We start from the raw sequence: 13,829 nt of genomic DNA, 5'->3' as shown, positions 1-13,829 counted from the left end.
ATCAATAGCGCCGAATACGAAACTTTGCGGTGGGTGTCCTGTTTATTCACGTGCTAGTTATGGGTGTCTTATTTATTTCTTCATCAATAGCGCCGAATACGAAACTTTGCGGTGGGTGTCCTGTTTATTCACGTGCTAGTTATGGGTGTCTTATTTATTCCTTTTTGTCTGTAGATACGAAATCTGCATTTTCTCCACATTACCTGCACCTTCTTTCAATATTTGATCGTTAATATTGATTGCATTCTCAGTAAAAAACTCCATGCGTCTCAAGATAATCTTGCATTTGTGAATTAACTTACTGGAGAGTAGGCATTTTGTTTTTTTACACCAAATTCGGTCATGCCAAATAGAGAGGTACTTATAATGTTTACAGGTTCTAAAAAAGTAGTCATCGCTTTGTCTTGCATCAGTGTTTTATTGTTATCTTCTTGTGCGGGGCGCGGAGGTATACACCATGGTCATGGTGGAGGAGCAACCCCGCTCACTGGTTTAATTATCGGTGGTATTATTGGTGGCGTAATCGGTCATGAGATTGGCAAAGGTGAGGCCCGCGCGAACGCTACAATTGTCGGCCCAACGGTTGAAATACATATAGGCGGCAATGTGGGGCGTCATATGAATCGACATGATCGAATATATATTTCCCATTCTCTAGAAACGATTCGTACTGGCGTTGCAACACAATGGTATAACCCGGATACAGGATATGAATACCGCGTGGTACCTACCAAAACGTACTTAATTGATGGTCAAACATGTCGCGAATATACTGTTGATGCAACCATTGCAGGGAACGCTGAGATAGTGCATGGAGTTGCTTGCCGTGGAGCAGATGGTAGCTGGGTTGTTAGAAAATAGTATGACTTTTATCCAGAAGTGACAGGGCTATTTGCTCGCATCCCATACCTCAAACTTTGTCATTACCTTGGTGAACATCACACTTTGTAGGTAATGCTTAAGCCATTTTTTCAAATTGGGATAAGGGGATTGCTGATACCATTGGCGTTCTACTTTAGCAAATTGACGAATAAAGGGTAAAAGTGCGATATCAACTAAGCTTTCTCTGTCTGACATGATATAACTGGCTTTGTTAGTATTCTTTTTAGCGTTCTCAACTGATAATAGACCTTCTAATTCTTGAATATAAATCTCACAAGCCTGCCTGCATTCAGTCAGATTATTTTCTCGATATCGTTGTGCGCATTTATAGGCATTTAAGCGAGTTTTAAATTCGTCATCAAAACGTGCAATCATTGAAAGCATTGAAGGTAGTGCCACTGGATCATCTTTACGAAGTAGATCGTCAGGATCATTCTGAGCCAAGGCCCACAACATAACCTCAAGGCTTTCATCAACGATCAACGATGGTTGTAATTCATCACCTACAACTAAAATTGGCACAGTCCCTTTGGCTGAAGCGTCGAGCATTTCTACGGGTTTATTGTTTAAATTTACTTCGCGCACAGCAACAGATTGATTGGCTTTGAAAAGAGCTATTCTAGCTCGCATCGCATAAGGACAGTTTCGTAATGAGTAAAGTATTGGCAGTGTCATAGTTTATCGTTCTAGTGTTCTTCAAAGTTAGCTCTGATGACATTTATCTCATGTTTTGAGTAGCTTAATTTGGTACTTTGCAGTATTTACAGATAATAATCTACTCTAGTCATATTCATTGGCTAAAGATACAGGTAAAATCGCCAGCATAAAATTGCAGGACTTATAATACTTCTGTGAGTATCACCCCCAATGAATCGCACCTAAATGAGTAATATCGGCATGAATAATCTCCAAACCACACAAAAAATTGAATTATTAGCCCCAGGTGGAGATATTGATGCCATTAAAGCGGCCATTATTGCGGGTGCCGATGCCGTTTATTGTGGTTTAGACAACTTTAATGCCCGTAATCGCGCGTCTAATATTTCTTTTGAACAACTTGTTGGGGTAATTCGCTTAGCCCATCAATATGATTGCGAAATATTTCTAACCTTGAATATTGTGATTCTAGAGCAAGAGTTTACGACCTTAGCTAAATTACTCAGTAAGCTAGTAAACACCACTTTAGACGGTGTGATTGTTCAAGATATAGGTATGTTTAACCTGATTAAAAAACATTTTCCCAGCTTGGATATTCATGCTTCTACACAGCTCACTACTCATAATGCGGGCCAAATAGCTTTCCTAAAAAAATTAGGGGCCTCAAGGGTTAATTTATCTAGAGAGTTAAACCTACGAGAAATAACAGCCTTAACTGCAGTTAGCCGCGAACACGATATTTTAACTGAAGTGTTCGTTCATGGTTCATTGTGCGTGGCGTTCTCGGGGTTGTGTTATTCAACTTCTGCAAGCGCTGGTAACTCGGGGAATCGTGGCCGCTGTAGTCAAGCGTGCCGTGAAGAATATGAAACCACCGAGTCGGGGCACAATTTCCCCCTTAATCTTAAAGATAACTCGGCATTCTTTGATCTGCCAGCACTCATCGAAGCCGGTGTTTATTCGTTTAAAATTGAAGGACGAATAAAAGGCGCAAGTTACGTACATACGGTAGTGGATAGTTTTCGTAAACAAATCGACGGTTTTATTGAAACCGGCGAGTTACTTGAAGATGGTGAGCGCTTGTATAAAGTCTTTAATCGGGATTTTTCTAATGCGTTTTTGCGCGGTGATTTGAATCAGTCAATGTTTATCGATAACCCTCGAGACAACTCTAAAAACCATGCCATTGCTAAAGCCACCTCTAACGACGACAGCAATCGTATATCGGTGGTACAAATACAAGAAGTGAAGCAAACTCTTTACCAAGAAAAAAATGAGCTTCATGATATTGTACGAGAAAAAATTCAGTATTTGAGTATAGATAAAGTCCCTTTAATCTTAGCTTTTTCTGGTCAGCAAGGTAGTCAATTAACCCTAAATATTCGCACCGATGATGGGGCTTTTTATCGAAGTACTGAGGCTCAAGTATCTCAAGGGCGAAGCAAAAGTTTTACATTACAATCGAGCAGCTTATTAGCAAAAAGTGATAAAAATGCGATTGACGAACAGGTCTTAGAGAAACGCTTTAGAAGTTTGGGGAATGGGGATTATGAGCTCCAAAGCATTGATACTCAGCATCTGTCAACTGGGTTAACTGTGCCTTTTAGTGAAATGACAACTTTGAAAAATGAAGCGATTAGATTGCTCAATGGTGCGCAAGCGTTGATCCCTCCTGTGACATTACCTAAATTGAAAAATCACCCAAAAAGTGCAGATACTAACGTTAAGCTTTCCATATTAATTTGTGACCAAGCAGATGTTGCTTTGGCAGACGTTTCCAGCGCTGATATTTACTTTAAATTACCCGATGCTTATAAACGTGATTGCACGAAGTACGTTGACTTTTTGGCTGACAATCCGCGCCTGATACCATGGTTTCCAGCAGTATTAATTGGCAAAGATTATGATGTGGCAATTAATATTTTGGAAAAAGTTATGCCGCCATTAATCGTTACTAACAATACAGGTATTGCTTACCGTGCTAATCAGTTAGGAATAAAGTGGATAGCAGGACCATTTTTAAATACAACCAACTCGTATGCATTGATGGCAATGAAAGAAGATTTTGATTGTAGTGGCGCATTTATTTCGAATGAGCTTAATCGTATGCAAATGAAAAACATTGCACGTCCTGAAAATTTCAAACTATTTTACAGCATCTATCACCCAATTTTACTGATGACTAGCCGACAGTGTTTCTTCCAGCAAAGTGTCGGTTGTGAAAAACCGAGAATAGATAACGGATGTATGCTGTCTTGTGATAAATCCACTAGTATTACTAATCTTAAAGGGATGTCTTTTGCCATTGATAAACAAAAAGCGGGTTACCCTAGCATTTACAACGAAGACCAGTTTTTGAATATGCAGGTGATACATGATTTGGCTGACTTATTTGATGGTTTTATGATTGATTTAACTAACATTGGTGCTGGCGATAAAGTTTCTCCGGATAAAATTGCGTTAATTCATCAATTCGAACAATTACTCGCGGGAGATAAAATGGTGGAGGCAACGTTAAATGCTATGGTGCCGGAATCAACAGTTAGTCAATATCATGCTGGGCTTTAAGTAATGGAGGTATATTGACAATTAACTTTTAAATACCGATGGTTCTCTAATTAAAAGAGCTCAAAATCTGGCAGGCTAAATTTAACATCTTAAGGCATTTGTTAATTTGTTCTCCGTCAGTCACTGTCACACTGACAACTCGGTTATATACTTCAAAATTAACATTGCTTGCGCAAACGCTATCACTTGCCTCTCCATTTTGATTTCAAGCCAAACTCACTATTAAGACACCCATGCTTAGTTATTGAGGCCGTTATCAAGACACCCACCTTTGGATGAGAACTTGAAGTAAACAATTTTACGGCTGGATTAAATTTAAAACCTTTCAGTTTTGAAACAGGTTATGCTCATGTGTCTATTTCAATACTATTAAATTCTCAACTCTCGGCTAAACTTAAAAGTCTTCAATCAACCAAGGAAGGATGATGTATGCCGCAAGCTCGAAAAAATCAAATAAGTTTAATCGATACTCCTTATTATCATTGTGTATCCAGATGTGTAAGACAGTCATTTTTATGTGGTGAAAATAAATTTACCGGGCAAAGTTATGAGCATCGACGAGGCTGGGTGGAATCTCGTCTATTATTTTTAGGTTCGGTCTTTGCTATCGATATCGCGGCTTATGCGGTTATGAACAATCATACTCACGTGGTGTTGTTTGTAGATAAAAACCTTGCTGAGAGTTGGTCGGAAAAAGAGGTACTTACTCGCTGGCATCAATTACACAGAGGCACTCTGCTTACGCAAAAATTCATGCGCGGTGAAGAGCTAAGCGAATATGAGCAGCTCACGGTGGATCAAATTGCCGAAGTAAATCGTAAACGCTTGTATGACATAAGTTGGTTTATGCGTGATTTGAACGAGTACATTGCTAGAGAAGCAAACAAAGAGGATGAATGTACAGGCAGATTTTGGGAAGGAAGATTCAAATCTCAAGCGCTCTTAGACCAACGAGCCGTTATTGCCTGTATGGCATACGTTGACTTGAACCCAATTCGAGCGAAAATGGAAAGTACGCCGCAAACCTCCAAGCATACCAGTATTTTCCAGCGTATCGCCGCTGTAAAAACGGGTAAACAACCTGATTCACTGCTGCGTTTTGTCGGTAATCATCAAAAAAATATGGCCTCAGGTATCGCCTTCAGCTTAATTAACTATTGTGAGTTAGTGGTTCGCACCGGTCAATTTATTCGAGACGATAAAGTGGGACACTTAAAGGCAAAAGAAAGCTCCATTATAGATAATTTAGGTATCAATTCAGAGCAATGGTTTACTCTTACCACTGAATTTGAACAGCATTTTTCGATTGCAGTGGGCAGTGAACATATGCTGCAACAATTTAAGCGCAACACAAAACATCAACGAATACGAGGCATGGGAAAAGCAAAAGTGTTGCTTAGACAAATTTAAAGTCATACACCTAAAATTACCAATATTGCAGCAAAAGTTGGCAATCACTGTTGTCTTTGGAATGTTAAAACAGAGACATTATCAATTTGAAAATGACCATTAGCCCTCCAGAATATATATAGAACCTCCTAAAGCTCAAGGAAACTAAAGCATCGTAGTCATCAAGTATTAACTTAGAGGAACATATATATTTTCATATATATGGGTGTCTTAATAATTAGGTGTCTTAATAATTAACGAAGACATTACTACTCGAGCATTTTACCGCAGACTTCTTTGTATAACTTAGTGGCAACCATAGCGGTCATATCGTTTATGTCACGTATGGGATTGTATTCGACAATGTCAGCGCCTATTACGGGTACGTTTAAGCGATGAATAACATCCAATATTTGGCGTACACTTAAACCACCTGGTTCGTGGTGAGATACGCCTGGGGCATAGGCTGGGTCCAGTGCATCCATGTCTATTGTTATATATACAGGGCCGGTAATGTTGATTTGTTGAGCGCCTTTGTAGTGGGTCATTTCGTGTACTTCAACCTCAAAGCGTTTTGCTTGTTCTCGTTGGTGTTGATTTAAGGTGCGGATCCCTACTTGTACTAAGTGATTGGCCAACTTATTTTCCATGATTCGCGCAAAAGGGCAGGCGTGGGATAATGGATTGTTATCAAGAATGTCATATAAATCGGGATGAGCATCGAAATGCAAAATAGTAATGTCAGAATGATGTTTTGCCAACGCTTTAATAATCGGATAAGTAATGGAGTGATCGCCACCAAAAGTCAGGGGTTTCGCACCTTGCAAGGCTATCTTATCAATGACCTTCTCAAGCGCTTCAAATGCGTCGACTTCTTGTGTCCAAGACACTTCACCGGCATCCACTAACCTAGGATTATCATTAAGCTCTTGCCCCAACTCAGTAGCTGAATTTGATGAGCCCGACTCCATCATTGTGCGTATTGCTTTTGGTCCCAAAGCAGCGCCTTTCAGATGTGACGAAAAAGCGTCAAATGGCATGTTCAGTAAAGCAATGTCATCTTTAGATAATGGTTTATCTTGCGGTTTTTTCATAGTGGCGTACTCAAAGTTTCATATCATTAGCACCACTTTAAATTGCCATGAATGATAAATCCACCTGCAGGCACCTGCTATCCTGTTTGTTTTATGGTAAATCGTCAGGAGCTACTCTGCTTTGATTAAGTGGATGCTGAATCTTGCCAACCAGATAGAAATTCAGGCTCAGATTGCCAAGCCGTATATCTGCTGCACTTGATAATAACACTCGAAATATGACGCCAGTTCATTAACCCATTGTAAAATTTTGTTATGGGTGTGGTGTCTAGTTAATACCTTCTATCATGGGTGTCCAGCTAATAATATCCCTATCATGGGTGTCCAGCTAATCATGGGTGTCTCGCTAATATCTAATATCTCCAGCTAACAATCATGGGTGTCTAGCTAATACCTTTACTGCAACTTCAAAGCAAAAAATGTCCACTTATGTGGACATTTTAATCTTGATTCTGGGTTCTATCTAGCGATAGCTATGGCTCATCATTGAGTAGTAATTCCTGGGCACGATGTTGATAGAATGCTGGATTTAAACCTATTAGTTGCGGGATTGTGGCCGAAACTGCAATTGAAGAGAGTGTTCCAAACACAACACCTGCAAATAACGCAATGGCAAAACCTTGTAATGGCTGTCCACCGAATATCCAAATGGCGCCTATTGTAGCCAGTGTTGTGCCTGAGGTTATCAGTGAGCGCGTTAATGTTGATTTAATTGCGGTATTGACTAAGTCATTCATCTTTAAGCCGGACTTGGCGCGCATTACTTCACGGAGCTTGTCGCCTATTACAATAGAGTCGTTGAGTGAGTAGCCGATGATGGCTAGTACGGCAGCAAGCACAGTTAAGTCAAAGGTCAAACCGAGCCAGGCGAATAGCCCAAGAACAACTAAAACATCATGTACTAAAGCGACCAATGAACCACAGGCTAAGCGCCATTCAAAGCGCCAAGTTAGGTATACCATCATAGCAATTGCCGCTACGATCAAGGCTAAACCACCGTTATCAATCAGTTCAGATCCAACCTGGGAGCCAATAAAAACCGAATCCTGAGGTGTAATATCGTAACCGCTTTGGTTGGCAAATTGATTTAGCCACTGTTTATCAATTACATCCGTTGTGTCATCCCCTTGGCGAATAGTCCAATGGGTATTTGTCATGCTGCTATTGAGTTCAAAATCGCCAGTTAACTGCGCAGCTAATTGGTTTTGCATGTGTGATTTTTCGATACTCTGGCTGGTGGTAAATTCGGTCAAATAACCGCCAGTAAAATCTAATCCCAAATTTAACCCGCGCAGACCTAATCCCAATGCAGATATTACCATCAAAGCCATAGCCAAACAAAAGCCCGCCAAACGATACTTGCTAAAACGAGAAACGGTTTGAGTTGAACCTTTACCTTCATTGGACTCATTATTACTTGATGAGTTGTTGATTAAATGTGTTGTCATTAACTGAGCTCCTTATGTGATACCGCAATTTGTGGTTTCACCAAATAGGTTAAAACGTGGGAAACAAATACACCGGTAAACATACTGGTTAAAATACCTAGGCTTAACGTCATGGCAAATCCTTTTACTGGGCCATAGCCAATACTTAAGAGTATTAACGCGGTGATCATTGTGGTGATATTTGCATCTAAAATCGTCGAAAATGCTTCTTTATAGCCAGTTTCAATGGCTGAGAAGTTACTTTGTCCACGCCTTCGCTGTTCTTTTATTCGCTCAAAAATTAGCACATTTGTATCTACGGCCATGCCCACGGTTAATACCAAACCAGCAATACCGGGGAGGGTAAGCACCACATTTGGTAACAATGCCATTAAGCCCAATAAACACACTAGGTTAAGCACCAAACTGGTGTTAGCAATTAAGCCGAGTTTTCGATACCACAAGCCCATAAATAGCAACGTAATGCCTAAACCAATGGCTAATGCCATGATCCCGTTGTTGACATTGTCTTGCCCCAAAGAGGCTTGAATTGTGCGTTGTTGAACTATAGTAATGGGAGCGTCTAACGAGCCTGCGCGTAAGAGTAATGCAAGGTCAGATGCCGCCTGATGACTTTCTAAATTAGTGATGCTAAAACGGTTACCCAACTGACTTTGAATAGTCGCAACGCTGATGACTTTGCTTTTTTTGATCATCTCATCAGCAGCGTTTCTGTGGTACTCAGAAAAAACCACTACCATAGGCTTGCCAATATTGTTTTTGGAGAACGCTGACATTTTTTGACCGCCAATAGCATCTAACGACAGGTTCACCAAGGCAACGCCCATTTCGTCGCGACCTGTGCTGGCATTTTCGATACTCGCTCCTGTAAAAATGGGCTTTGAAGCTACCCGCAAATGACGACCGTCTTCATCGCGAAAGGTTTTAGTTCCAATTGCACCATCGCCAGCTATTTCATAAAAATCTAATGAGGCTGTCGCTCCTATGATTCGTTTGGCTTGTTCTGGATCTTTAACCCCAGGTAATTCCACACGAATACGATTCTTTCCTTGTCGTTGCGTAACTGCTTCGGTAATTCCTAACTCTTCAATTCTGCCACGTAGAGTTGTAATTGCCTGGGCCATAGTTTCACTGTGAAATGTGCTAAGGCTTTGTTGGGAATACATTAAAATGCCGTTGTTATCATCAACAGATGTGTAAGTTATGCCCGGCAAACGTTTCTGTAATTCGTTTACTACTATTTTCACATTGCCGGATTGATGACTCAAAAAATGTAAGTTAATTTTGCTCGTCAAATCCTCGTTATCAGCAGCAACCTTGACAGTCATACCGCGCAAACTATTTTGATGAATGATTTGCAGGGCTTCGTCTTTGGCACTTTCTATTCTTTCTTGATCAGCTTTGTGGATATCCACTTCCAGTACAAAGAGCACTCCACCGCTTAAATCTAAGCCCAATTTAATCGGCGACATACCTAGTTCGTCGAGCCACTTAGGGGCCGCAGATTGGCTTCCTAAGCGGACTTGGTATGCCGAACCTAAATTACTTTTTAGCTGCTGCTGTGCCCGTGACAGTGTTTCATCGTCTCCTTCAATAACGATCTTACTGTCTACTTCGCCGTTGATAATTTGTTTAACTTGAATGTCTTCTTGTTGCATTAAATTACGCAACTGTTGTGGCGACGGCAGTGATTGAGTTGGGGTTTGCGCGCTAATCAATAACGCGTTGTTGCTCCCGTATAGTGTTGGAATCGCATTTAATCCCAGAATGAGTACAGTGACAATGATCACTATTATTTGCCAAGTATGCTTGGGTTTTGCAGTTGTTTTACGCATATTCGTTCTCTTTTTACCCAAATGAAGCGCTTTGAAGCGACTATCATTTAGGGGGCAAGGGCGCGGATTCGCGCCAATGCAAAATAAAATTCAGTACTGAAAGTACAATTAATAAAAGTGCGCTCTAATCAGCGCGAGAACGTTTTAACTTAGGTAGGTAATGGTGCCGGTATAAAGCGTGTTTGCGTCTTTCCAGCCATTTAATTTGCTTTGATTACTTGCCGCATCGGGGCGCAAATACCAAGGAATATCAACACTTGGTGTTAATGGTGCTAAAAAGTGCTGACGGCCTAAAATTTCGGGGAGAAATTCGTAGGCTAAAACAAATATAGGTTCGTTTTGAATTGAAGAGCTAAAAGCGCTATATGCTGAGCGTTCGAATGGGGGCCAGCGTATGTCACGATTAAATCTAATATGTTCAGGAGGAATTTCCGAGCGAAAGTCATCGCCTACTTGATTGTTATGCTCTTTTAACCTGTTATTTCGTTTAATAAGCAGGTAATCCGACGACAAAATTTGAGTGGTGTGGTTGAGTTTAGCAACACTGTTTGGATTATCGATGTTGTGATTATAAACACTAATATGTACTGTTTTATTTTCGCTATGCAGTGAGATTTCTAAACCGCGGGCAGGGGAGCTTAGTACCGCAAAAAGTGCAATACACATGCTTAAAATAAACGCCCGCCAAGTCCACATGAAACTGTTTAATATACTCTTGTTGAATTGTTAGCTTTAATAAGGACGAACTGAAAAAATGCAAGGTCACTTATAAATAAAAAATAAACAAATATTACTCAGAAGGTGCAGCCTATGCTTTCGTTGAACCTAAATAGCGGGTTCGACGATTTCAAATCTAAACTAAAGACTTGGCACCAATTGAATCGCACCTTCTACCACTTTTATATTCAAAGGGACTTTGCTCAAGAGCGCAACTTTAGGGTCTGCCATATCTAATTTATACACTGGTGTGGTCGCTAAAAATGTATTAATCAGATTCATTACTTGGTCATTTAATAGGTTCAAATTACCTTTATATTTACCCGCTTCAACCGTTGAGTCGACGAGTTTAAGGTTTTGTAAATATACTGCTTTTTTATCACTGTCGTAAGAAGGGCTACCTTCGATTTGCAACATTAAACGTACTGGATATTTAAATGCGAAGGCGTTTATTTCTGCACCGGAATCAACGCCAAGGGCGATGACATCCCGGTTGTCCGGACCAATATTAACACTTAGATTGTTAACGTTCAGCTCTACAGGCAACCCCATTACATTGACCTTTTCGCTTAAATTGGGGAGTTGTTGGCTTAGTAATGATTGCACTTGAGCGTTTGAGAATGAAAAAACCGATAAGCCTTGTGTGCTGGCACACCCAGTTAGAAATAAAGCTCCAATTACAAATAAAATTTTCATGACAAACCTTCTGGTGATTTGATAACAATAAAGTGGCACAACGTTAGCGACTAAATAAACAATATGATTGTAGCGTTTCACAGCTTAAGATCGACGAACGCTTAGTTCGTATTGTACGAGCTTGCAGTGCGTAATGCTATTAGTCTTAAACTCGGGAGGAGGTGAAAATAAATAAATGCTAGTAAACAAAAAATTAATTGCAGCGAAGCTAGATATTTGTTTTTTGCGCTTAAACTTGAAAATAAGTGCTTACGACTAACACTATTCACTAGTAGTGATATATCTGAATCGATAACCTTAAATTGAAAAACAGCCAAATATGGTCGCTCAATAATATCTTGGGTATTATACTTAAGTATATGATAGAAATGAGATTTTTTGTCAGATTTATTTACAATAGATTTTTATTCTAAAACGTGAATTGATAAATAATCGTTATTTATCAACCGTTTAAAATATTGACCTGACTATTGCTTTTGTTTTAACAGTTGTATCATTTATGAGGTTTTAAAAATGAATAAAGTGTTATGTTTAGTTGCTTTACTTTTTGCGGGCGTGGCTAATGCCACTATTATTTCCGGTGATTTTCGCACTGAAAGTGACCTTCCATATTGTTGTTTCGACGCTGGCCCATTAGTTTATGAAGACTTAAATGCATCGGTTGGAGCGGGTAACGAATTAGACAGTACAGACTTGTTGAGTAATGACAGCGATTGGTTTGGAGGTTCAGTATTTATCGATCTCGACCGACAACAAACATCGTTACTCTCAGTTCACAAGATAACCTCGATTTTGAAGTTTTCACTGCTTTTATTAGCAATATCGTTTTTGATGCCGGTGAATCAATTACAGGATTGTCATGGATATCAGGAAATTTAACCGATATCGCCGTTCCTGAAGCATTGTCTTTTACCGCCAATAGTATTGAAATCAGTTATGATGTTGGTGACGGTAATGACACTTTCTACTTCACCGGAACCCAAGCACAGTTTCAAATTGAAACTCAATCTGGTTCTGTAGCAGTACCTGCGCCAGCTTCCGTTTTATTGCTTAGCTTAGGTTTATTAGCGTTGGTTGGAAGAAAAAGATATCACGCTTAATTAAGTACTATTTAAATTATTCAAAGCCTCGATAAAATCGGGGCTTTTTTATTGCTAGAAATCTTGCTTTTTAGTTGGGAGTTAATAGAACACTAGTGTAAGTTGCGGGGTTTGTTGAATAATAATTTCAAAGCACAAAAGGCACTTTTTTGCTGTCTTACTTTGTTAAATAGTATTCGCCATGGTGTGAATACCACATCATAAAATGACACCTTATATTGACGTTCAGTCACGCCATAATTTGGAGCTTCGCCATCGCTGCTGACGAAGGTTCCGAAAATTTTATCCCAAACAATGAGTACACCAGCATAATTTTTATCAATATATTGTGGATTACTGGCGTGATGTAAGCAGTGGTGAGTTGGTGTATTAAACACTTTACCAAGTACTTTGAATTCGGGACCAAGCTCGGTGTGCACAAAAAATTGGAATGCCAGATTCAAGGCTACCACTGCCAATACTAACTCGGGCGTATAACCCAAAATAATCAATGGAAGCCAAAATATCCACATGCCAACAATGGGATAGAAAAGACTTTGCCGCATAGCAGTAGAAAAATTCATATTGGTGGAACTATGATGCACAACATGAGCTGCCCATAACCAATTGCATTGATGACTAGCACGATGAAACCAATAGTATAAAAAGTCTTGTAATACGAATGCTAAAATTAACCATAGGGGACTTAATTGAATGGTAAATATAGCAAAATTACTATGTATCCAATAAAAAAATGGCATTAATGCGAGCATAGCAAGTATGTCTGTTGCTTGATGAGACAAGGCTAAACCTAAGTTTAAACCAAACTCTTTTAATGAATAACTTTCTCTGCGTTTACGCACTTCTATGCCAATAGCAATAAGAAATAACGGGCTGAGCAATAACAAGATATATTCAACGCTCATAGAGTAACTTCCTTAGTCGTTTGCCGGCTAATTTAAAGTCGTAAAACATCACTACTTTTAGCAGCCAATTGGGGACCCACGTATTGCTTTGGCCTTCAATTAGATACTGTAAATGTGGTTTTGCACTATTGCTAATATAATTAATTTGACCTTGATGCTGTTGTATCGGTCCGTTTCCTACAATCTGATATACAAGCTTAGTATCACTAAGTTGAATGATCTCCTCAACAAACTGATGGCCTCGCATATCAACTAAGCGCCGAGGTTTTCTGCCAGTGTTATCCAACTCAATGATTTTTGTAGCAAATACTTTGCTCAAAAACTCACAGTCAGCTAGCTGATGCATAGTGAATGCAGCAGCTTTGGGCAGCATTATTTTTATATTTAATAAAGCCATCTAAGTTGAACACATTTTACAAAAGAGGCGCTAGCTTAACTTATTAAATACGGATTGTTTACTCGTGGGGGAAATAATAGAGATACAGTGTATATTTCTAGTTTATTTTAGTGCTTGATTGAGAATGAGCTTTGAGCTGCT

The 13,829-nt window shown here is 39.6% G+C and carries 13 protein-coding genes; 5 read left to right on the top strand and 8 right to left on the bottom strand.

Translation table 11 applies throughout. The features are described from left to right. Window positions 1–366: 366 nt before the first annotated feature. Window positions 367–861, top strand: a complete 495-nt coding sequence (locus Q4567_RS14670) for a hypothetical protein (protein WP_303500882.1) — start codon at window positions 367–369, stop codon at window positions 859–861. Between the two features lie 27 nt (window positions 862–888). Here Q4567_RS14670 and Q4567_RS14665 read toward each other — a convergent pair whose 3' ends face one another. Beyond that, window positions 889–1,557: a glutathione S-transferase gene (locus tag Q4567_RS14665; protein ID WP_303500881.1), complete on the bottom strand. Its 669-nt coding sequence runs from the start codon at window positions 1,555–1,557 to the stop codon at window positions 889–891. Between the two features lie 222 nt (window positions 1,558–1,779). Here Q4567_RS14665 and Q4567_RS14660 point away from each other — a divergent pair, with 222 nt between their 5' ends. Then, the gene (locus tag Q4567_RS14660; protein ID WP_303500880.1) at window positions 1,780–4,107 is read left to right on the top strand and encodes a peptidase U32 family protein; all 2,328 of its coding nucleotides are present in this window, start codon (window positions 1,780–1,782) and stop codon (window positions 4,105–4,107) included. Window positions 4,108–4,536: 429 nt separating this feature from the next. Then, window positions 4,537–5,517 (top strand): transposase, encoded by a 981-nt coding sequence (locus Q4567_RS14655; protein ID WP_216047158.1) that lies wholly within the window; start codon window positions 4,537–4,539, stop codon window positions 5,515–5,517. A 248-nt stretch (window positions 5,518–5,765) separates the two neighbouring features. On the opposite strand, the gene speB is transcribed toward Q4567_RS14655, so the two are convergent. From speB to Q4567_RS14630, 5 genes are all read right to left on the bottom strand, one after another. Next, complete coding sequence (speB, locus tag Q4567_RS14650) at window positions 5,766–6,590, bottom strand: agmatinase (protein ID WP_303500879.1); 825 nt, start codon at window positions 6,588–6,590, stop codon at window positions 5,766–5,768. Between the two features lie 473 nt (window positions 6,591–7,063). Beyond that, on the bottom strand, window positions 7,064–8,038 hold the full coding sequence (gene secF / locus Q4567_RS14645) for a protein translocase subunit SecF (RefSeq protein WP_216047156.1): 975 nt from the start codon (window positions 8,036–8,038) through the stop codon (window positions 7,064–7,066). After that, a complete protein-coding gene (gene secD, locus Q4567_RS14640) occupies window positions 8,038–9,873 on the bottom strand; it encodes a protein translocase subunit SecD (RefSeq protein WP_303500877.1) in 1,836 nt (611 codons plus the stop codon). Before secD ends, secF begins: the two co-directional genes overlap by 1 nt. Window positions 9,874–10,017: 144 nt before the next feature. Next, a complete protein-coding gene (locus Q4567_RS14635) occupies window positions 10,018–10,539 on the bottom strand; it encodes a hypothetical protein (protein WP_303500876.1) in 522 nt (173 codons plus the stop codon). 192 nt (window positions 10,540–10,731) lie between these two features. Continuing rightward, window positions 10,732–11,286 carry a DUF1439 domain-containing protein gene (locus Q4567_RS14630; protein WP_216047153.1) on the bottom strand — a complete coding sequence of 185 codons (555 nt, stop codon included), beginning with the start codon at window positions 11,284–11,286 and terminating at the stop codon, window positions 10,732–10,734. 513 nt (window positions 11,287–11,799) lie between these two features. Between Q4567_RS14630 and Q4567_RS14625 the strand changes: the two genes are divergently transcribed. Both Q4567_RS14625 and Q4567_RS14620 read left to right on the top strand, forming a co-directional pair. Beyond that, complete coding sequence (locus tag Q4567_RS14625; protein WP_303500874.1) at window positions 11,800–12,165, top strand: hypothetical protein; 366 nt, start codon at window positions 11,800–11,802, stop codon at window positions 12,163–12,165. Beyond that, window positions 12,141–12,386 (top strand): PEP-CTERM sorting domain-containing protein, encoded by a 246-nt coding sequence (locus Q4567_RS14620; RefSeq protein ID WP_303500872.1) that lies wholly within the window; start codon window positions 12,141–12,143, stop codon window positions 12,384–12,386. The genes Q4567_RS14625 and Q4567_RS14620 overlap by 25 nt, the downstream gene beginning before the upstream one ends. 92 nt (window positions 12,387–12,478) lie before the next feature. On the opposite strand, the gene Q4567_RS14615 is transcribed toward Q4567_RS14620, so the two are convergent. Together Q4567_RS14615 and Q4567_RS14610 are read right to left on the bottom strand one after the other, a co-directional pair. Next, complete coding sequence (locus Q4567_RS14615; RefSeq protein ID WP_216047151.1) at window positions 12,479–13,291, bottom strand: sterol desaturase family protein; 813 nt, start codon at window positions 13,289–13,291, stop codon at window positions 12,479–12,481. Continuing rightward, window positions 13,281–13,688: a hypothetical protein gene (locus tag Q4567_RS14610; RefSeq protein ID WP_216047150.1), complete on the bottom strand. Its 408-nt coding sequence runs from the start codon at window positions 13,686–13,688 to the stop codon at window positions 13,281–13,283. The genes Q4567_RS14615 and Q4567_RS14610 overlap by 11 nt, the downstream gene beginning before the upstream one ends. Window positions 13,689–13,829: the final 141 nt, after the last annotated feature.

The organism is Aliiglaciecola sp. 2_MG-2023 (assembly GCF_030548145.1).
GTDB lineage: Bacteria > Pseudomonadota > Gammaproteobacteria > Enterobacterales > Alteromonadaceae > Aliiglaciecola > Aliiglaciecola lipolytica_A.
This window is presented reverse-complemented; position numbering and strand designations above follow the sequence as displayed.

Bases quoted from the DNA above. Each gene is read 5' to 3' on its own strand.
- Q4567_RS14670 (WP_303500882.1), top strand. From the start codon at position 367: ATGTTTACAGGTTCTAAAAAAGTAGTCATCGCTTTGTCTTGCATCAGT.
- Q4567_RS14665 (WP_303500881.1), bottom strand. From the start codon at position 1,557: ATGACACTGCCAATACTTTACTCATTACGAAACTGTCCTTATGCGATG.
- Q4567_RS14660 (WP_303500880.1), top strand. From the start codon at position 1,780: ATGAATAATCTCCAAACCACACAAAAAATTGAATTATTAGCCCCAGGT.
- Q4567_RS14655 (WP_216047158.1), top strand. From the start codon at position 4,537: ATGCCGCAAGCTCGAAAAAATCAAATAAGTTTAATCGATACTCCTTAT.
- speB (WP_303500879.1), bottom strand. From the start codon at position 6,590: ATGAAAAAACCGCAAGATAAACCATTATCTAAAGATGACATTGCTTTA.
- secF (WP_216047156.1), bottom strand. From the start codon at position 8,038: ATGACAACACATTTAATCAACAACTCATCAAGTAATAATGAGTCCAAT.
- secD (WP_303500877.1), bottom strand. From the start codon at position 9,873: ATGCGTAAAACAACTGCAAAACCCAAGCATACTTGGCAAATAATAGTG.
- Q4567_RS14635 (WP_303500876.1), bottom strand. From the start codon at position 10,539: ATGTGTATTGCACTTTTTGCGGTACTAAGCTCCCCTGCCCGCGGTTTA.
- Q4567_RS14630 (WP_216047153.1), bottom strand. From the start codon at position 11,286: ATGAAAATTTTATTTGTAATTGGAGCTTTATTTCTAACTGGGTGTGCC.
- Q4567_RS14625 (WP_303500874.1), top strand. From the start codon at position 11,800: ATGAATAAAGTGTTATGTTTAGTTGCTTTACTTTTTGCGGGCGTGGCT.
- Q4567_RS14615 (WP_216047151.1), bottom strand. From the start codon at position 13,291: ATGAGCGTTGAATATATCTTGTTATTGCTCAGCCCGTTATTTCTTATT.
- Q4567_RS14610 (WP_216047150.1), bottom strand. From the start codon at position 13,688: ATGGCTTTATTAAATATAAAAATAATGCTGCCCAAAGCTGCTGCATTC.